The following is a 15,856-nucleotide window of genomic DNA, read 5'->3' as shown; positions in this document are numbered from 1 at the left end:
CGCGATCGCCGGGCGTCCCACAATCGAAGGTGTAATCGAAGGTGCAGATGACGGCCGGCCCCCTCTACGCGCTCTACACCCGTCGCCTGCGTCGGCAGGTCATGGCGGGTCCACTGCCTGCGCACGTCGGGCTGGTCATGGACGGCAACCGCCGCTGGGCCCGCGAGATGGGCATGGCGAATCCGAGCCTCGGCCACAAGTACGGCGCCGAGCACGCCGAGGACGTCCTGTCCTGGTGCGAGCTTGTCGGCATCAAACACGTCACCGTGTTCGTCTGCTCGACGGAGAACCTGCAGCAGCGCGGGGACGCCGAGGTCGCCTTCCTCATGCAGGTGATCGAGCAGGTGGTGGCCGACCGGCTCGGGCGGCCGGACGCCCGCTGGCAGGTCCATCTCGCGGGCATGCTGGACACGCTGCCGGACAGCACGGCCCGTGTCCTCAAAGAGGCCGTGGAGACAACCCGCAGCGTCACGACCGGCGCCCACGTCACCCTCGCCGTCGGGTACGGGGGTCGCCAGGAGGTCATCGAGGCCCTGCGCGAGCTGCTGCACGAGCGGGCCGAGGCCGGGGACTCGCTGACCGACGTCGCGTCGACGCTGACCGTGGACGACATCGCCCAGCACCTCTACACCGCCGGCCAGCCCGACCCCGATCTGGTGATCCGCACCAGCGGGGAACAGCGGCTGTCCAACTTCCTGCTCTGGCAGAGCGCCTACTCGGAGCTGTATTTCTGCGAGGCGTACTGGCCGGCGTTCCGTGAGATCGACTTCCTGCGCGCCCTGCGCAGCTTCGCCGCCAGGGAGCGACGCCACGGCGCCTGATCCACCGTCTGGCCCGCCCATGAGCAGCCCCCGGCCCGTCTCCTGAACCGCCCTTGAGCCACTCCTGAGCCACTCCTGAGCCCGCCCCCTGGACGGCGGACTGCGCGCGTCGGGTTTCCGCTTCCCGTTGCCCGATCATTTCTTCCTTCGCCCGGCCCCTCCCCCCTTCGTTCCTCCTTTCCTCCTTTCCTCTCTTGAGCGGAGCTGGTATCCCGCCGGGCAGGAAGATCGTTCAGGCGGTCAACGCCGGCCATGGGCCACCTATGGGCTTCAGGGATGTGTCGAGCACCCAGCGCATCGTCGTCGTCCGACGGCTGGTCACCCGCCCGGTCGGCCGCATCCTGCCCGCGGAAACGCCCAGTGGTGCCATTACCGCAAGTAAGTGCTTATTGCGCCATCAGCGAACTACCATCGAGTCTCCGTCGCTCTGGTGCAAGCCTGTCGCCTGTCGGGACCTGAGGTCAGACATAAACGGAGCATCAATGGCATCCGCCACCAGCGTCCACAAGGGTTGGAAGATCTTCTTCACCAGAGAGGAGACCGAGATGGTCGCTAACGGCGTCGACATAGCTGCGATAGTTTCGGCCGTCATACCCGAGCCGGCCACCGCCACGGTGGCGTCAGTGGCCCCGCGAATCCTCGCTTTTTATGCGAATCGCGCTCTCAAAATCAACAAGAGGCTCGGACTCGAGGTCAATATGCCCAGCCCCAATTTCCCCGTCCGCACCGAAACCATCGGGCCCCCGGTGTGGCCTTTCCGAATCTAGCCATGATCAAAAATGGCGGTCGGAACGTCGTCAACACCGTTGATTATCTTGTCTGCACTCCCAAGAGGCGCCGAGATACCTGACCGCCGCTGGCGATGAACCGACCATCGCCGGCGATGGGACCGGCGGTAGTCGGGACGCGGGTGGAATGCCACAACCACCCGCGCCCCGACCGTCCGGCCCAGCCCGCGCCGGGATCAGGCCCGCGCCGGGATCAGGCCGGAGAGCATGGATCGTCCTGGTCCGTCAACTCGCCGCTACTGCTGCACCTGTTGCCGGAACCAGCGGACGACCGCGGCCGTACCGGCCTTGTTGGAGTCGAGATGACCGACGTTGGGTCCCAGGTTGATGATCGGGGCGTCGGCGCCACGTGCCAGGAACGCGGCCTGGCAATGCTCGCTGTTGGCCCGCGGAACCTGATGGTCGGCGCCGCCGACGAAGAGCCGGACCGGCGCCCTCGGGTTCCAGTTCGAACAGGTATGGTCCGCCGCCCACAGCCCCACGGCCAGCCCGTCCCAGGGGTTGCGGAGCAGGTCGAAGCCGTGCGGGGTGAGCAGCTTGCCGGTGGTCGCCGGCAGGCCGGCGAGGATCTGCTCCCCGGTGTGCTTGCCGTCGAAGAGCGTCGCGACCTTCGGATCCTGGAACACCTCCGCGGGCGAGCGGTACAGGTGGTACAGGCGGTTCCAGGAGACGAGGAAGAAGGCGGTGTAGCCGACACCGAAGGGCCATGCGACCTGCCCGTTCAGCCATGCCGGCAGCTCCACGGAACGCAGGTCATAGGCTCCGCTGACGGGCGCCAGGGCACCGAGCCGGAACGACGGGTCGGCGCCGGCCCACAGTGCCTTCCCCAGTCCCGTGGCCGCCGAAGCGCCCTGGGAGAACCCGGTGACCAGCACATCCCGTTTGAACTTCCGGCCTTCACGCGCGGCGACGGTGCGCGCCGCACGGAGCAGGTCCAGCGACGCGCTGGTTTCCGAGGGGACATCCAACCACGGATGGTCACCCGGCCCGACGCCGTAGCCCAGGTAGTCGGGGGCGACCGCAGCGAACCCGGCGGCGGCGTAGGTGAGGGCCGGGGCCTGCCCCCAGGAGTTGGCCTCCAGATCGGTCGCGGTCGACGGGGCGTCCGCGCGGTTGATCTCGGTGCCGTGGGCGTAGGAGACGACCTGCAGCCAGCGGTCCTCGGTGCGCGGCAGCGCCACCAGGCCGCTGGCGGTCGTCCGACGTCCACGGGGGTCGATCGTGTAGTACACGACCCGGTAGGTCCGCACCCCCGACCGGATCACCTCCGGATCGGCGTCGAACCCGGTACTGGCCAGGACCGCCCGCACATACTCCGCCGACAGGACCCGTAGCCGTTTGACGGAGACCACATCCCCGCGGTAGGAGGATGTGTGGTGCCAAGCCGCGGTCGGCCCGGTGGCCGCGGCGGGGTCGATGAGGGCGCTGGTCGTCGCGGCGGCCGTCGCCGCGGTCGTCGCGGCGAGGACGAGCCCGATGACGGTCCGGCGCCGCCGGGAGCGCCGTCCCCTCCTCACGATGTCCTGCTGCCCGTGACCTACCAGCCGCGCGTGACGTCTCCGCGGCGCGTGGCCTCCTTCCTGGCCTTCTTCCTGGACATGACCCGTTTCCCGCGCGTGACCCGTTTCCCGCATGTGACCTCCTTCCCGCACGCGGCCCATTTCCCGCGCGTGGCCGATTTCTCGCATGTGACGCCCCAGTGGCACATGACTTCTTTTCTGCACGTGGCCTCTTTCCTGCATGTGGCTTCCTTCCCGCGTGTGCATTGCGATGCCGGTGACGCTAGAAGTGGGCCTGTCGCCACGCCGGTGATCCTAAAAGTGGGCCTGTCCAGGATGAATGCGGTCAGCGGGTCGAGCCGGGCGGGGAAAACCACCGCGCACGGGATTCGGACGGCTCACCGGCTCTCGCCGGATCACCCTCCCTATAATGTCTTCGGACAGACCATCTACGCGAGGGGTTATCATCCGGCACACGCTAACGCCACTCGGCGACGGCCGGACCGCGGTCGTCCACCGGTTGGAGATCGCCGGCCCGGGAGTCGACGAGGTGGGCCCGGAGCTGGGTCCACAGATCAGCGAGGATTTCCCGGCGGCGATGGCGGACCTGTTCGCCGCCGCCCGGCTGCGCGGTGCCGCGCAAGGGGTCTCCGGGTCGTGACCCGGTTCGTGGGAAGCCCGGCGAGCAGTCCGGCCTCTATCGGCAGTCGATCCCCGGAAAGGGTCGCCGCGGCGACACCCGCGCCCCACCGCCGAGGGAGGCCGCGGGAAAGTGCTCCGGTGGTTGTTACCATGCTCCCCATGGGCTTCGGGAAAATCACGGCGTTTATCCCCTTGGAGGGAAATCTATAATGCTAGTGATGAAATCGGTCACGATTGCCCCGATCCGACCTCCGCCAGCTCCCCCGGGATGCGGGAAACCGCCCCGGAAACCGCGGAGCAGACGCAGCAGAACGAGCTGATCGGGCCGGCCGCCCGGCTGGCGACCTGGGTGTTCGTCGGCTGTTATCTGGTCTGCACCGTTCCGGTCTCCCCAACGGCCAGGGTGGGCATCCCGACCACAAAGATCCAGGTTTTTCTCTATTCCTTTCTCGCGGTGCTCTCCCTGGTCTCGCGCCGCAACGGTGCCACCTTCGTCCACAGCGCGCTGCGCAGCCTGTCGGCCGTACTTTTCATCGCGGCGGTCATGTGCTTTTACTCCCTTGCCCCGATGGGCCCGATGGGCCCGATGGGCCCGATGGGCCCGGACGGCGCGGCCGAATACCTCGCGGCAAGCCTGCGGTTCGGCGTCTTCTACGCCTCGATCGCCGTCTTTGCGGCATTCTTCTTCGATCGCCGCCACCTCGAACACGTCTTCTGGCGGATGTCATTGGGCTGCGTGTGGATCGCCTTGGCCGGCTATGCCGTCGCCGCCGTCCTACCGGCGCCGGTGTGGGTAGACGCCGGCTCCGGCGGCACGCCCCGGCTGCGCGGGCTGCTGGCCGAGCCCTCGTCCTGGGCCCCGGTCATCTCCGTGCTGATCCTGCTGGCGGTCCGGCGCAGGTCGTGGCGAAACCTGGCACTCGTCGTCCTCGCCGGTCTGCTGACCAAATCACCCACGGTCCTGCTCACCGCCGCTATCAGCCTGATCTTCTGTTATCTCAACGGGATTCGAGCGGTGGCTGCCCGGGGCCGCCGGACGATCGTCCTCGCCGCCGTCCTGCCACTGACCGTCGTCGGGATCGGCCGGATCGACCCGACCGGCTACCTGGCCAGCAACAACGGCCTGACGGTCGCGTTCGGCCGGCTCGTCGCCGGACTCGATGCGCTGGGCGATGACACGGCACCCGCCACCGCCAACGGCCGTTACACGAGCGCGCGGATCGTCATGGCCGAGGCTCGGCAGAACGGTCATCCGAACATCGGCTACGGCCCGAACTCGAACTCCGTCTATCTCGCCCAGAAATACGGTGACGACCGGAACTACGCGGCCAACTCCCTCTACGTGACCTGGCTGTTCGACTTCGGTCGGATCGGCGCGTACGCTTTGTTGGCAGCGATCTTCCTGGTCCTGCTGCGGCTGGTCAAACGGCCGGCATCGGCCGCCCTCTTCATACCCTTCCTGGTCGCTTCCCTCATCAACTCCGCGCAGGGTTTCGAACTGTTCAAGTTCGCCTTCGTCCCCGTCCTGCTCTACCTGTTCGGCTGGGAGCGCCGCATCCTCCCCGGCAACCGCCGTCAAGAACCCGATCTCGCACGACGCAGACCAGCCACCCCCGCAGGCGCCGCGGACGCTCTGCCCCGGCGGGGGGCTTCCGCCGGCAGATCGACGCCGGCGACGGCCTGATCCAGCCGCCGGAACACACCCCTGCGCCGGGGCTTCGAGTGGGCGCATCTGACACCCTCGCGTCCTGGATCGACCGATACGCCCAGCCGGGCGACCCATTGGACCCGCCCACAGGCCGGACCGGGCACAGGAGCGACCAGATGATCATATGGACCCGCCCCCACCGTGGCTGACCGGCCGTTGGATACCTCCGACTCGCCCGTGCCGGCCCGGTCTCAGCCTGCCTCCAGGCGGATGATCAGGGATTTCGAGGTGGGGGTGTTGCTGCGGGCGGCGGTGCTGTCGAGGGGGACCAGGACGTTGGTCTCCGGGAAGTAGGCGGCGGCGCAGCCGCGGGCGGTCGGGTAGGCCACGACGCGAAAGTTCTCCGCGCGCCGGTCCATCCCGTCCGTCCAGACCCCAACGAGGTCGACGTGGGTGCCGTCGGCGATACCGAGGTCGTCGAGGTCGTCCGGGTGGACGAACACGACGCGCCGGCCGCGGCGCACCCCGCGGTACCGGTCGTCCATGCCGTAGATCGTCGTGTTGTACTGGTCGTGGGAGCGGACGGTCTGCAACAGCAGGTGTCCCGGCGGGACCCGCAGCACCTCACAGGTGTTGACCGTCAGCGCGGCCCGCCCGCTCGGCGTCGGGAACGTCCGGCTGTCCCGCGGCGGGTGCGGGAGCGGGAATCCCCCCAGCTCGGCCAGGCCCGCCTCGTAATCGGTGAACCCGGGGACGACCCGGGCGATGTGGGCGCGGATCCGCCGGTAGTCCCCGGCGAGCCCCACCCGGTCCGCTGTCCCCGATTCGGCCACCTCCGGCTGGCCGGCCAGGGTGGCCGCCGCGACGCCGCAGACGATCGCCACCTCCGAGCGCAGCCCCGGGCCGGCCGGCGCCAGACCGCCGCGGGAGGCGTGCACCATCCCCATCGAGTCCTCGACGCTGACCTGCTGCGGTCCGGCGGCCTGCACGTCGATCTCCGTACGGCCCAGCGCCGGCAGGATCAACGCCGCCCGGCCCGTCACCACATGCGACCGGTTCAGCGTCGTCGACACCTGGACCGTCAGCCGGCACGACCGCATCGCCGCCTCCGTCACCGCGGTGTCCGGGCTCGCGGCCACGAAGTTCCCGCCCATGCCGAGGAACACCCTCACCCGGCCGTCGCGCATCGCCCGGATCGTCCCCACCGCATCGAACCCGTGGCGGCGCGGCGGGGTGAAGGCGAACTCGGCCACCGACCGCTCCCCCACCGGCGGATCCGGCCACGCGCACCCCGGACAGTCAAACCCGTGATCCTGGTTCACCAGCCGCAACGTCCGCACCCCCGGGCCGGCCCCATCCGCTCCCACGACCGCGCCACCGCATGCCCCATCCCCGCCAGCCCCGCCGCCGCCGACGCCGGCTCCTCCACCCGCAGGTCGGCGTCCTCGTCACCGCCGGCCCCGGCACGCACCCCGGCCCCGGCACGCACCCCGGCCGCCGCTTCGAAAGCCTCACTCCGCCTACGCGACATGACTGACACCCCCATGAGGACAGGCACCGGCACCGGCATTGAACCGGTACCAACATTGAACCGACAGCGGGCCAGGGCCCCGCTACCCCTTGTCTTTCGTTAGCCGCTAATGTTTTGTAGGGGTACCGTTGCAGCCGCAACGGCCACCGCCCCATTAGTCGATCATCGACCTGGAGGTCCCGTGACCGCGCCATCCCCGTCCGACGTCGCTCCGCTGCCTCTGGCCGCCGGCACCTGGACGCTCGACCCCGCGCACTCGGGCGTGAACTTCCAGATTCGCCATCTCGGCGTCACCAACGTCCGCGGGCGCTTCGACACGTTCTCCGCGACGCTGTCGGTCGGCGACACCCTGGAGTCGGTGTCCGTCGGCGCCGAGATCGACCTGGCCTCGATCAACACCAACCAGCCCGACCGGGACGCGCACCTGCGTTCCGCCGACTTCTTCGACCTCGCGTCCCATCCGTCCATCACGTTCACCTCGACGTCCGTCACGGGCAGCGACGAGGAGTACGAACTCGCCGGCGATCTCTCGATCAACGGCGTGACCAGACCCGTCACCCTGGCGGTCGAGTTCTACGGGGTCGACACTCACCCCGTAGATGGCCGCGTCCGGTCCGGCTTCGCCGCGACGACCGAGATCCGCCGCGGCGACTATGGCATCACCTTCAACCTGCCGCTCGGTGCCGGCAGGCTCGCCCTCTCCGACAAGGTCAAGATCGAGCTCGACCTGCAGTTCATCGCCCCCTGATCAACCCGGCTCCCCAACCGGTCCCGCGCCGTCGCGAGCCCGCGCCCCGAGATCATCCGGGCTCGCGACGGAGGCCGCGGGCACCTCCACCGGCCCGGCAAGCCCCGGTCAGCAAGCCCCGGTCAGGGGGTCCTGGGACACGGCGGCTCCCCGCGCGCGACGAGATGCTCCTGCGCCCACACCTCCAGCTCGTGCAGCGCCGTGCGCAGCCCCTCGCCCCGCCGGGTGAGCCGATAACGCGTCGCCACCGGCGGCCCCTCGAGAACCTCACGCTCCACGAGGCCGGCCTGGACGAGTTCGGTGAGGCGGCCCGACAGCATCCGCTCGCTCACCCCCGGCACCAGCTTCGCTATCTCGGAGAACCTCGCCGGGCCAGCCATCAGCGTACTGATGATCAGACCGCTCCACCGCTTCCCCAGCAGCGCGAAGACCGGAGTCAGCGCCTGACAGCTCACGCCGTCCTCCGGCCTCGCAACCATCCGGTCATAGTAGGTGCCCGACGCATCACGGGTGCCTCGGCGCAGCGCAGGTCACGACGCAGCGCAGGTCACGACGCAGCGCAGGTCACGACGCAGGACAGGGTCACGACGCAGGACAGGGTCACAGCGCGCTGGGCGGGTCCCCCGGGCCTGCGGCTACGGTTGACCCGCCACATCCTCGCACTGAGCCATCAGGTCGATCGGATAGCGATCCGGCACGGGAGCGAGGTGAAGATCGGGTAGGGACGGGGGCGGCTTGCGATCGCAGATTGCGTCGGGACTGCGGCAGGACAGGCGCCCGACCGGCGGCCGCATCGTCCCCTCCGGCATCGTCCGGTCGGGCATCGTCCGGTCGGGCGCCGTGCGATCCCGTCCCGTGTCACCCCGTGTCGCGTTGACGGCCGTCGCGCTGGTCGGCCTGATCGGGCTGGTCGGCACCGGTTGTGACGGCTCATCGCCCGCGGCGGGTAACCGGCCGTCGGCCGGTACCGACGCGTCGGGCGGGTCCGGGAGACCCACGGAGCCGGACACGCCCGCCGGGTTCGACGTCAAGGCCGAAAACGCCCGGCCCGGCGCCGACTGCGGGCTGGCCCGGCTCGGCGAGGGCCACGCGGTCGAGGGCTGGCTGGACCGGGTCGGCGTCGACCCCGGTCAGCCCGTACGGTTGTTCGCCTCCACCACGGCGAGCCGGCTCGCCGTCTCGGTGTTCCGGATCGGCTGGTACGGCGGCCACACCTGCCGGCTCATCACCCGGCGGGAGGAGCTGCCCGGCCGGGTCCAGCCGTCGGCGGCGATGAACGCGACGACGAACACCGTGTCGGCCGCGTCGTGGGCCCCGACCGTGACCTTCGACACGGCGACGTGGCCGCCGGGCGACTACCTGTTCCGCCTCGACAGCAGCAACGGATTCCAGTCGTACGTGCCGTTGACGGTGCGCAGCCCGTCCGCGCAGGGCAGGATCGTGATCCTCAACTCGGTCACCACCTGGCAGGCGTACAACGCCTGGGGAGGCTACAGCCTTTACCACGGGCTGCGGGGTTTCGCCGACCGCGCCCGCGTCGTCTCGTTCGACCGGCCCTACGGCTACGGCGACGGTGCCGCGGACTTCACCGGGAACGAGGCGCCCCTGGTGACGCTGGCAGAGCGGCTCGGCCTGCCGCTCGCCTATGCCACCGACATCGACCTGCATGCCGAGCCGCGGCTGTTCGACGGTGCCCGCGCGGTGATCTCGCTGGGGCACGACGAGTACTACTCGCCGCGGATGCGGGCGACGCTGACCGCCGCCCGGGACGCCGGGGCGAACATCGCCTTCCTCGGCGCCAACGCCGTATACCGCCGGATCCGGCTCGCGCCCACGCCCCATGGGCCCGACCGGCTGGAAACGGGCTACAAGGTCGCCAACGAGGACCCCCTGTACGGGCGGGACAACAGCCAGATCACCGCGAACTGGCCGTCGCCGCCGAACGCCGACCCGGAGAGCTCGCTCACCGGCGGCATGTACCAGTGCAACCCGGTGCACGCCGATCTGGTGGTGACCAACCCCGGTCACTGGCTGCTGGCCGGCACGGGGCTGGCGGCGGGCAGCCGGATCCCGGGCATGATCGGGTCCGAATATGATCGCGTCGATCCCAACCGGCCGACGCCACAGATGATCGAAGTGCTGGCCCACTCGCCGGTGGCCTGCCACGGTCAGGCCGACTACTCCGACGTCAGCTACTACACGGCGCCGTCCGGGGCCGGTGTCTTCGACGCCGGCACCAGCGCGTGGGTGTGCGCCCTGCTCGATGTCTGCGGGCCGGGCGCCCATGGGGAGCCGGTGCAGCGGTTCGTCACCCAGGTCACCACCACCCTGCTGCAGGCCTTCGCCGCGGGGCCGGCCGGGCGGGTCCACCCCGCGGCCCGGTCCGTCCCGGCCGAGGCCCGCAGCACGCCGGTCACCGGCAGCGAACGCTGACCCGAAACCCCGTTGTGCCGCCGTCTGCCTGCCTGCCCACCTGCCCGTCTGCCTGCCTGCCCGTCTGCCTGCCTGCCCACCTGCCCGTTTGCCCCATCCGCTCCGATCCAGGGCCTACTCGTCTAGAGTCACCCATCGCACGCGTAACGCCGTAGATCGTTCGCCGGACATCCGCGATGCCGGCGAACGCTGTCGAAAGTAGGTAGTGGATGTCTTCGATGATCGCCAGACCGGCGGGCCGCGCATCACGATGGGGAATCGTCCTGCTGGTGGCGCTGCTCCCGGCCGTGCTGCTCGGGGCGTGCAACTCCTCGAACGGCGGCTCCAAGACCGTGCAGGGCGCCACGGCATCCAGCTCGACGGGCACCGACGACGACTCCGAGTACAGCGGTGCCTGCCCGACGGGCGGCAACAGCAGGGCCTTCGCCAAGACGCGGTTCGCGGTGCACGCGGGCCTCGCGCTCGGGGCCTTCCACCGGTACATCTACAAGCCGGCGAAGAACGGCGGCTTCCGATCCGGAGCCCCGAAACGGAAACGTACCTACGCCAAGGCCGCGGTCGCCGGCGTGTTCACCGTCCACGAACTCAAGGTCGCCAAGAAGTTCGCCCTGGCCAACCCGTCACTGTGCAACGCGGTGCAGTCAATCAGCGACAAGTTCAACACCCTCACCGGGAAGTTGAAGAACGGCACCGCGACGGATGCCGACATCAACTCCGAGGAGAACCTCTTCACCGCTTTCCAGCAGACCGCCGGACAGGCCGGTTTCGGCTTCACGGAGAAGAACGTCACGGTGCCCGGCGCCGGCTGAGTTCCGCTCCGCCCCGCCGCCCCGCCGCCCCGCCGCCTCGCCGTTCCGCCCGGCGGGCCCTGGTGGCGACCCGCGGACGATCGGCCCGGTCCCGCCAATCCGCCAATCATGCAGTGGAGTTAGATAAGCGTGACAGGGTGCGATGGGGCGAGGGAACCATCGGACGTCGGGGCGCGACGGGGGAGTCATGGCCGGTGGACCGGAGTGCCGTTCGGCGACGGACCGTCCCGGCAGTGCCGCGCATCACCGGAGTGGCCGAAGTAGCTGGCCGGGCTGGCGGGGCCGGCCGGGCTGGCCGGGCCGGCGGGGCCGGCTGCGTGGCACGGCCGACCGGTCCCCGGGTGCGTCCCGGCTGCCTCCCCGGCTTCTCGTCGCGGGGTTCCTCCTGCTCGTCGCGGCCTGGGTCGCCACCAACCCGCCGGGGTTCGGCCCCGACGAGCCCGCCCACTTCGTGAAGGCGGTCGGCGCGGGCACCGGACAATGGACGGGAACACCCGGCAGGCTGGCACATCCGTCGTTCGGCAACGGACCGGGCCGCGCCGAACGGATCGACTGGATCAATCGCAACAGCCGCGTCTTCGCCCTGCCCGCCGGGCTCAACCCTGGCGCGGCGGGGTTGCCCTGCGACCTCTTCCGCGACTGGGTGTCCGTCGCGTGCCTCGACCGTCCGCGCCCCCGGCCGCCGGCGACGCGGGCCCTCAGTTACGTGGGCACCTATGAGCCCTATCTCTACGCGGTCGAGGGTGCCGTGATGATCCACACGCACACGGCGGACGGCGCGCTCTACGCCGGGCGGGCGACCTCGGCTGCCATCGTGGTGACGCTGTTGACGATCATTATCTTCGCCTCCTGGGATTCCCGCGCCGGACTGCTCTCGGTCGGCGGCGTGCTGCTGGCGGTCTCGCCGATGGCGTTGTTCCTGGGTTCCGTCCTCGGCACGAACGGGATGGAGATCGCGGGCGCGACCGCGTTGTTCACCCTGGCGCTGCGACTCGGTCGACCGGGCGCGCCGCCGAGGTGGATCTGGCCCGCCCTCGGCCTCGTCGCCGCGCTGGTGGCGTTGTCCCGGCCGTCCGGTCCCCTGTGGGTGCTGCTCACCCCGATGATCGCCGCCGGTCTCGCGGCCCCCCGCGCGCGGGCGCGGGCCGTCGATGCGGTACCCGCCGTCGAGCAGCCCCGGCCGGTCGAGCGGCCCCGGTCAACAGAAGGGACCCAGCCAACGGAGGGGCCCCGGCGGCACCGGCTGGTCGGGTGGCTCTCGGTTCCGTGGATCGCCCTCGCCGTGGCCGGGGTCGTCGCGACCGCGGTCTGGGAGAGGCGCGTGCAGCCACACCCGGGGATACGCCGTGAGCTCGCGGAGCAGGGGCTGCGGCAGCTGTCGTCCGACGCGCCCGCCTGGGCACGGCAGTGGGTCGGGGTGTTCGGCTGGGCGAGCCTGCGGATGCCCTCGTTCGCCTACTGGACGTGGGGCGCGTGCCTGCTGGTCCTGCTCGGTGCGGCGTTCGTCGTGGGAACCTGGCGGCAGCGGATCCGCCTCGGCGCGGTGCTGATCGGCGTGGTGGCGGTGGCGGTGGTGCTCGACGTGCTGGTCCTGCGGCAGACGCGCTTCCCGGTTTACGGGCGGTACCTGCTGCCGATCGCGGTGCTGGTACCCCTGGCGGCCGGGGAGATCCTGACCCGGCGGGCCGCGCGTATCCCCGCGACCCTGCGCCGGGCGGGGCCCGCCGTCGCCGTCATGGCGGTGGTCGCGGTGCATGCCGTCGGCCTGTGGACGGACTGGCAGCGCAGCGCCGTGGGCAGCTATGGACCGGCCTGGTTCCTGGGCTCGTCGCAGTGGAATCCTCCGGGTGGCTGGGTCCCCTGGATGGCCCTGGCGGGAGCCGGTGCCTGCTGCCTGCTCGCCGCCGCGGCGGCCGGGCTGTGGCGGCCGGGCCGCGGCGTTCGCCCGCATCGCCCGGCGGCGGGGACGCGTCAGATCAGGGCCCGGCCGGTCCGGGTCACGAGATGTCCAGGACCTTCAGCGGCGCCGGCAGGACCGCATCGGCGACCCGCCGCTCCGCCGGCGACAGGCCCGGCAACCGGGACCTGATCAACTCCAGCGCGTCGTCATCACCGACCAGCCCGAAACCCTGCTCAATATCACTGACTGGCCCGGAAAATCGCTCAACTACCCGGCTGACGCTAGGCGCCGCCCATGAACCTCAACAGACATGTTGATGACGGAATAACAATCCATATGCCGATTCATCGTTGGAGCGAAGTTCCGCCGCGGCAGATGGAGGCCATTGCGCTACACGGAGTCACGGCATGGCCGCTGCCGACGACGGGAGGGCCCCGGGTCCGGGTCCGGACCCGGAGGCCGGGGCCCTCCTCTCATCGCGTTATCGCGTGGGATCCCCCTCCTTGGCGTGGGACCCTCGCTCGGGTCTCGTCAGCCGAGGCTGGCGATGGCCTCGTTGAAGATCTTCGACGGACGCATGACGGCCGCGGCCTTGACGGGGTCGGGCTGGTAGTACCCCCCGATGTCGGCAGGCGAGCCCTGGACCGCGATCAGTTCGTCGACGATCGCCTTCTCCTGGTCGGCGAGCGTCTTGGCGAGACCGGCGAACGCCTCCGCGAGACGGGGGTCGCCGATCTGCGCGGCCAGCTCCTGCGCCCAGTAGAGCGCCAGGTAGAAATGGCTGCCGCGGTTGTCGAGGCCACCCAGCCGGCGGCTGGGCGACTTGTCCTCGTTGAGGAAGGTGGCGGTCGCGCGGTCGAGGGTGTCGGCGAGCACCTGGGCACGCGCGTTGCCCGTCGTCCGCGCGAACTGCTCGAAGCTGGCCGCGAGCGCCAGGAACTCGCCCAGGCTGTCCCAGCGCAGGTAGTTCTCCCTGAGCAGCTGCTGGACGTGCTTGGGCGCGGAGCCGCCGGCGCCGGTCTCGAACAGGCCGCCACCGTTCATGAGCGGGACGATCGAGAGCATCTTGGCACTCGTGCCGAGCTCCAGGATCGGGAACAGGTCGGTCAGATAGTCACGCAGCACGTTGCCGGTGACTGAGATCGTGTTCTCGCCGCGGCGGATCCGCTCCAGTGAGAACGCGATCGCGTCGACCGGAGCCTTGATCTCGATCCGCAGCCCGGAGGTGTCGTGCCCGGGCAGATACGCCCGGACCTTCTCGATCAGCCTCGCGTCGTGGGCGCGGTTCTCGTCGAGCCAGAACACCGCCGGGTCACCGGTGGCGCGGGCGCGCGCGACGGCGAGCTTCACCCAGTCCCGGATCGGCGCGTCCTTGGTCTGGCAGGCGCGAAAGATGTCGCCGGCGGCGACCGCCTGCTCCAGCACCACGGTGCCGGCCTGGTCGACGATCCGCACCGTGCCCGTGGTGGGGATCTCGAAGGTCTTGTCGTGGCTGCCGTACTCCTCGGCCTTCTGCGCCATCAGGCCGACGTTGGCCACCGAGCCCATCGTCGCGGGGTCGTAGGCGCCGTGCGCCCGGCAGTCGTCGATGGCGACCTGGTAGATGCCGGCGTAGCTCGAGTCGGGCAGGACCGCCAGGGTGTCCGCCTCCCGGCCGTCCGGGCCCCACATGTGGCCGGAGGTACGGATCATGGCCGGCATGGAGGCGTCGACGATGACGTCGCTGGGCACGTGCAGGTTGGTGATGCCGCGGTCGGAGTCGACCATTGCCAGGGCGGGGCCCTCGGCGAGCTCCGCGGCGAAGGAGGCCTTGATCTGCGCGCCCTCGGGCAGCGATTCCAGGCCCTTGAGGATACCGCCGAGCCCGTCGTTCGGGGACAGGCCGGCCGCGGCGAGCGTCGCGCCGTGGGTGGCGAACGTCTTCGGGAAGAAGGCCCGTACCACGTGGCCGAAGATGATCGGGTCGGAGACCTTCATCATCGTGGCCTTCAGGTGCACCGAAAACAGCACGCCCTCGGCCTTGGCCCGGGCGATCTGCGCGGTGAGGAACTCGCGCAGCGCGGCCACCCGCAGGACGGCCGCGTCCACTACCTCGCCCGCCAGCACCGGCAGGGACGGGAGCAGGACGGTGGTGCTGCCGTCGTCACCCGCAAGCTCGATGCGCAGCGTGCCGGCCGCGGCGATGATCGTGGACTTCTCGGTGGAGCGGAAGTCGCCGGCGCCCATCGTGGCGACGTTCGTCTTCGAGTCGGGTGTCCACGCGCCCATCCGGTGCGGGTGGGTCCGGGCGTAGTTCTTCACCGAGGCCGGGGCGCGGCGGTCGGAGTTGCCCTCGCGCAGCACCGGGTTGACGGCGCTGCCCTTCACCTTGTCATAACGGGCGCGGATCTCCCGCTCCTCGTCGGTCTTCGGGTCGTCCGGGTAGTCCGGCAGCGCATAGCCCCGCTTCTGCAGCTCGACGATCGCCGCCTTCAGCTGCGGAATCGAAGCCGAGATGTTCGGCAGCTTGATGATGTTCGCCTCGGGCGTCCTGGCCAGCTCACCGAGCTCGGCGAGCGCGTCCTCGATGCGCTGGGCCTCCTCGAGATCCTCGGGGAAACTGGCGATGATCCGCCCCGCCAGGGAGATGTCGCGGCTGTCGACACTAACCCCGGCCGTCGCGGCGTACGCCTGGACCACGGGCAGGAACGAGTACGTCGCCAGGGCCGGAGCCTCGTCAGTGTGTGTATAGATGATGGTCGAGTCAGTCACCGATACTCCGCTTCGCGTCTGTTTCATCTGGGTATCAAGGTATGCCCTGAACGCCCGCTCCACCGGGGTCCTCGCCGGGCCGGGGCTGTCGGCAGCGGCACCCCACCGACCAGCATGATCGCCATATCGGGTCTCCTCGCGCGCGGGGCTCGGTGACGCTCCGGACAACCCGGGCACGCGGTCGCCGACCGGTTCCGGACGGCCCGGCTCGCCGTCCACGGGGCCAACCTAGGAGCCAACTTCGGGGCCAACTTCGGGGCCAACCTCTCCAAACGCAACGCGACCA

The 15,856-nt window shown here is 70.2% G+C and carries 11 protein-coding genes and 1 pseudogene; 7 read left to right on the top strand and 5 right to left on the bottom strand.

Going from position 1 to position 15,856, the window contains the following annotated elements:
- The first annotated feature begins 47 nt into the window (after positions 1 to 47).
- Positions 48 to 821 carry a polyprenyl diphosphate synthase gene (gene uppS, locus FRANCCI3_RS11120; protein ID WP_023841459.1) on the top strand — a complete coding sequence of 258 codons (774 nt, stop codon included), beginning with the start codon at positions 48 to 50 and terminating at the stop codon, positions 819 to 821.
- A 1,024-nt stretch (positions 822 to 1,845) separates the two neighbouring features.
- On the opposite strand, the gene FRANCCI3_RS11115 is transcribed toward uppS, so the two are convergent.
- The gene (locus FRANCCI3_RS11115) at positions 1,846 to 3,126 is read right to left on the bottom strand and encodes a lipase (RefSeq protein WP_235187144.1); all 1,281 of its coding nucleotides are present in this window, start codon (positions 3,124 to 3,126) and stop codon (positions 1,846 to 1,848) included.
- A 412-nt stretch (positions 3,127 to 3,538) separates the two neighbouring features.
- Here FRANCCI3_RS11115 and FRANCCI3_RS11110 point away from each other — a divergent pair, with 412 nt between their 5' ends.
- Positions 3,539 to 3,769: a hypothetical protein gene (locus FRANCCI3_RS11110; protein ID WP_023841454.1), complete on the top strand. Its 231-nt coding sequence runs from the start codon at positions 3,539 to 3,541 to the stop codon at positions 3,767 to 3,769.
- A 249-nt stretch (positions 3,770 to 4,018) separates the two neighbouring features.
- Positions 4,019 to 5,434 (top strand): hypothetical protein, encoded by a 1,416-nt coding sequence (locus FRANCCI3_RS11105; protein ID WP_035958659.1) that lies wholly within the window; start codon positions 4,019 to 4,021, stop codon positions 5,432 to 5,434.
- Positions 5,435 to 5,649: 215 nt separating this feature from the next.
- Here FRANCCI3_RS11105 and FRANCCI3_RS11100 read toward each other — a convergent pair.
- Both FRANCCI3_RS11100 and FRANCCI3_RS26920 read right to left on the bottom strand, forming a co-directional pair.
- Positions 5,650 to 6,648: pseudogene (locus tag FRANCCI3_RS11100) on the bottom strand (molybdopterin dinucleotide binding domain-containing protein); the annotation flags it as partial.
- 68 nt (positions 6,649 to 6,716) lie between these two features.
- Positions 6,717 to 6,929 (bottom strand): hypothetical protein, encoded by a 213-nt coding sequence (locus FRANCCI3_RS26920; protein ID WP_157493442.1) that lies wholly within the window; start codon positions 6,927 to 6,929, stop codon positions 6,717 to 6,719.
- 181 nt (positions 6,930 to 7,110) lie between these two features.
- Here FRANCCI3_RS26920 and FRANCCI3_RS11090 point away from each other — a divergent pair, with 181 nt between their 5' ends.
- Positions 7,111 to 7,677: a YceI family protein gene (locus tag FRANCCI3_RS11090; RefSeq protein ID WP_023841451.1), complete on the top strand. Its 567-nt coding sequence runs from the start codon at positions 7,111 to 7,113 to the stop codon at positions 7,675 to 7,677.
- Between the two features lie 122 nt (positions 7,678 to 7,799).
- Here the strand turns inward: FRANCCI3_RS11090 and FRANCCI3_RS11085 are convergent, their stop codons facing one another.
- The gene (locus FRANCCI3_RS11085; RefSeq protein ID WP_035733319.1) at positions 7,800 to 8,156 is read right to left on the bottom strand and encodes a winged helix-turn-helix transcriptional regulator; all 357 of its coding nucleotides are present in this window, start codon (positions 8,154 to 8,156) and stop codon (positions 7,800 to 7,802) included.
- A 376-nt stretch (positions 8,157 to 8,532) separates the two neighbouring features.
- On the opposite strand from FRANCCI3_RS11085, the gene FRANCCI3_RS11080 reads away from it, so the two are divergent.
- From FRANCCI3_RS11080 to FRANCCI3_RS11070, 3 genes are all read left to right on the top strand, one after another.
- Positions 8,533 to 10,110, top strand: a complete 1,578-nt coding sequence (locus FRANCCI3_RS11080) for a N,N-dimethylformamidase beta subunit family domain-containing protein (protein WP_232235146.1) — start codon at positions 8,533 to 8,535, stop codon at positions 10,108 to 10,110.
- 218 nt (positions 10,111 to 10,328) lie between these two features.
- On the top strand, positions 10,329 to 10,919 hold the full coding sequence (locus FRANCCI3_RS11075) for a hypothetical protein (protein ID WP_232235147.1): 591 nt from the start codon (positions 10,329 to 10,331) through the stop codon (positions 10,917 to 10,919).
- A gap of 187 nt (positions 10,920 to 11,106) precedes the next feature.
- Positions 11,107 to 13,008: a DUF2142 domain-containing protein gene (locus tag FRANCCI3_RS11070; protein WP_043591773.1), complete on the top strand. Its 1,902-nt coding sequence runs from the start codon at positions 11,107 to 11,109 to the stop codon at positions 13,006 to 13,008.
- Positions 13,009 to 13,350: 342 nt separating this feature from the next.
- Here the strand turns inward: FRANCCI3_RS11070 and FRANCCI3_RS11065 are convergent, their stop codons facing one another.
- A complete protein-coding gene (locus tag FRANCCI3_RS11065) occupies positions 13,351 to 15,570 on the bottom strand; it encodes an NADP-dependent isocitrate dehydrogenase (RefSeq protein WP_011436619.1) in 2,220 nt (739 codons plus the stop codon).
- Between the last annotated feature and the right edge of the window lie 286 nt (positions 15,571 to 15,856).

It is taken from the genome of Frankia casuarinae (assembly GCF_000013345.1).
GTDB lineage: Bacteria > Actinomycetota > Actinomycetes > Frankiales > Frankiaceae > Frankia > Frankia casuarinae.
The sequence above is the reverse complement of the archived record's forward strand: the minus strand, read 5'-3'. Positions and strand labels throughout refer to the sequence as shown.

What these genes read in the sequence shown, in the direction of transcription:
- FRANCCI3_RS11075 (WP_232235147.1), top strand. Translation starts at nt 10,329, where the DNA reads ATGATCGCCAGACCGGCGGGCCGCGCATCACGATGGGGAATCGTCCTG.
- FRANCCI3_RS11110 (WP_023841454.1), top strand. Translation starts at nt 3,539, where the DNA reads ATGTCTTCGGACAGACCATCTACGCGAGGGGTTATCATCCGGCACACG.
- FRANCCI3_RS11070 (WP_043591773.1), top strand. Translation starts at nt 11,107, where the DNA reads ATGGCCGGTGGACCGGAGTGCCGTTCGGCGACGGACCGTCCCGGCAGT.
- FRANCCI3_RS26920 (WP_157493442.1), bottom strand. Translation starts at nt 6,929, where the DNA reads ATGTCGCGTAGGCGGAGTGAGGCTTTCGAAGCGGCGGCCGGGGTGCGT.
- FRANCCI3_RS11085 (WP_035733319.1), bottom strand. Translation starts at nt 8,156, where the DNA reads ATGGTTGCGAGGCCGGAGGACGGCGTGAGCTGTCAGGCGCTGACTCCG.
- uppS (WP_023841459.1), top strand. Translation starts at nt 48, where the DNA reads ATGACGGCCGGCCCCCTCTACGCGCTCTACACCCGTCGCCTGCGTCGG.
- FRANCCI3_RS11105 (WP_035958659.1), top strand. Translation starts at nt 4,019, where the DNA reads ATGCGGGAAACCGCCCCGGAAACCGCGGAGCAGACGCAGCAGAACGAG.